The sequence below is a fragment of the Cypionkella sp. genome (assembly GCF_036782355.1).
In the GTDB taxonomy this organism is placed as follows: domain Bacteria; phylum Pseudomonadota; class Alphaproteobacteria; order Rhodobacterales; family Rhodobacteraceae; genus Cypionkella.
In genome coordinates this window covers 1-2434 of sequence record NZ_DAIPZF010000042.1, presented here as the reverse complement: position 1 = coordinate 2434, position 2434 = coordinate 1, and the positions used below count along the sequence as shown (strand labels likewise).

General features: G+C 53.9%; 3 protein-coding genes. 1 reads left to right on the top strand and 2 read right to left on the bottom strand.

Annotation, left to right across the window (positions count from 1 at the left end; translation table 11 throughout):
- On the bottom strand, positions 1 to 362 hold a 362-nt coding region (locus V7Q10_RS13580), incomplete at its 3' end, for an HIT domain-containing protein (RefSeq protein ID WP_333869661.1).
- A 3-nt stretch (positions 363 to 365) separates the two neighbouring features.
- Entirely contained in the window at positions 366 to 1943 is a 1578-nt protein-coding gene (locus V7Q10_RS13575) for a DUF5928 domain-containing protein (protein ID WP_333869660.1), read from the bottom strand.
- A gap of 140 nt (positions 1944 to 2083) precedes the next feature.
- Between V7Q10_RS13575 and V7Q10_RS13570 the strand changes: the two genes are divergently transcribed.
- Positions 2084 to 2434: sulfotransferase family 2 domain-containing protein (locus tag V7Q10_RS13570; RefSeq protein WP_333869659.1), on the top strand; the 351-nt coding region annotated here is incomplete at its 3' end.

Sequence of the window (2434 nt, the reverse complement as noted above, 5' to 3'; positions counted from 1 at the left end):
GGATCGACCAGACGGCCCATCGGGCGGCCGCCAAGGATATGCAGGTGGTAATGCGGCACCTCTTGCAGGCCATGTTCGGCAGCATTGGTGATGGCGCGGTAGCCCTTGCCCGGCATCACGCCCGTCATCTGACAGACCTGTGCGCAGGCGCGGTGAAAATCGACAATCTCTTCGGCCGAGGCATTGGCGGCGAAATCATCAAAGGTCACATAAGCGCCTTTCGGTATTACCAGCACATGCACGGGGGCGGCTGGGTTTATGTCATGAAAGGCGAGGCTGTGTTCGGTTTCCAAGACGGTTTTATTGGGAATTTCACCGCGCAGGATGCGGGCAAAGATGTTCTGGGGGTCATAGCTGTGCATGGGTCAATCCACAAAAAGATAGTCAGTGCCGACGATTTCGCGCGCCTTATCAACCGGAATATCAAGGAATTCCGCCAAAGGCACGGTGTTTTCGTCAAGGCTGGCACTTTGGCGGATGCGCAGCAGATTGGCAAAGCCCGCGTCCCTGATCCTGTCGCCTTCAAAGCGGACATCATAGCGGATGGTCGGCAAAAGCCGCTCGATTGTCTCGCGCGGGGTGGTCCGCGTGGCAAGGCCAACCCGCATGGCGTGGCCGATCAGGTAATCATCGCTAAAGTCGCATTCCACTTCCAGCAGCCGCACCTTAGCTTTGTCATTGTAGAAATCCTGCATCAAATCGACATTTCCGGGATCAATGCAAACGATCAGCTTATCTGTCTGCCAGTAATCGAACAGCATCCGCATCAAGGCGCGGCGATGACGGGTGCGTTTTTCCAACGTTGATTGAATGCCCCCCAGATCGGGCAGCGGTGTCGAGGCTTCGTTAAACAGGTAATCCAAGGCAGGTAGATTGGTGACTTGGCGCATCCTCTCAACCAGACGTTTGGCGACATGCCATTTCTTGCAGGTCACCATCATCAGCGTGCGCTCGCGCCCTAGACTGCTTTCGGTTTCCCAAAATCTGGGCGCAAAACGGCGGCCAATCCGACCGCGACCGCTTAGAAATTGAAACAGCGAGCGGCCTTCGTTGGAAATCACAAAGTTTTCGCCTTTGGCAGCATAAAGCTTGCCCAATCGCTCTTTCAGGGCCTTGGCATCGGGGCTGATTTTGCGCGCAAACAGAAAGTCTTGCGAATGCAGCAGGTCATAGTGATCGTTGTGGAAATTCACGGGCATGCCATAATCGGTAAACATCAAAAACGTCAGCGTGCGCGCGCGAATTTCGGTTTCGGGTACCAGATGGCGGACAAGGGTTTGAAAGAAGGTCTCATCCGGAATCCAAGTGGTTCGGAAAAACCGCATCACATCGCGGCGCTTTGCGCAAAAATCCAGCACGGCTTCGATGGTGCGACGGCGCAGACACCACCATTGGCTGCCGATCTGCATCTGAATATCGGCAGGTACGCGGCGGGTAAGGTTAAAATATTTTTGCCAGCGCAAAGAGGCGTAAAACAGAGTTTTATGGGTGCGCTCGTTGAAAAAGTGCCGATAGATCAGGCGCTCTTCCTTGATGCCGGTCTTGATCCAATCAGAATTAAAGAAATCAACGCTTTCGATATAGTCAAGGTCAGCGTCGTCTAGAAACTGATGCGCGAATTCGGCGGATTTGATCGGCATGCAATCGCCCGAGAGCATGTAAAAATGCGTGGCCCGCGGAAAACTTTGCTCGGCGACTTCGACCGCCAAAAGCGTGGCTTCAACAAGACTCCAAGCGCCCCAACCACATTTGACCCGTCGACGCGAGAAAGCGACATGGGGGTTGGCAGACAGCTGGCTGCGGATCATCTCGAAATCCGAAGGCTTGGCTCTGGCGTCGAAATGGATCGCGATATAATCCCCCGCGGCCGTCAGGCGCTGCGCCTGTGCGATAACCCCGAGCGGGTCCTTGTGACACAAAAGGATATATGCGATTTTTGCCATAGTTGCGTCACTAATACCTGAAACAGTTCACTGTTTCTTAAATTACGCCGAACAGAGATTGAAAAGACAGAGTTTGTTTGGTTTCTGTCACGAAAGTTGAGGTCGCCGGCGGGTTTGTGTCGGCGCGAGAGGAGTGGTGAATGGGGTTTCCAGGGACTTGGATGACACAGAGCGAGTCTGTGGTCTATCGTGTGGTGCCAAAATGTGCATGCTCGACCATTGGGCAGATCATGTATTATTCGGATCACGGGGTGTTTTTTGACGGCGACATCCATGATGCGACGCAAGGGATGCACAAATGGGCAATCGAGGCGAGCCAGCCGAAGATTGAGCAGAACGTAAAGACCCACGGCTCTTATGCCTTCACCTGCGTGCGCAACCCATACACGCGGATCTTGTCATCCTTCTTCGATAAGATTTGCGGTATTCAGCGCAACGGCAAACGCTATCGCGGCAATTTGGTGCCGCTGTTGGTGCAGAAATACGGCATC

What these genes read in the sequence shown, in the direction of transcription:
- V7Q10_RS13575 (WP_333869660.1), bottom strand. Translation starts at nt 1,943, where the DNA reads ATGGCAAAAATCGCATATATCCTTTTGTGTCACAAGGACCCGCTCGGG.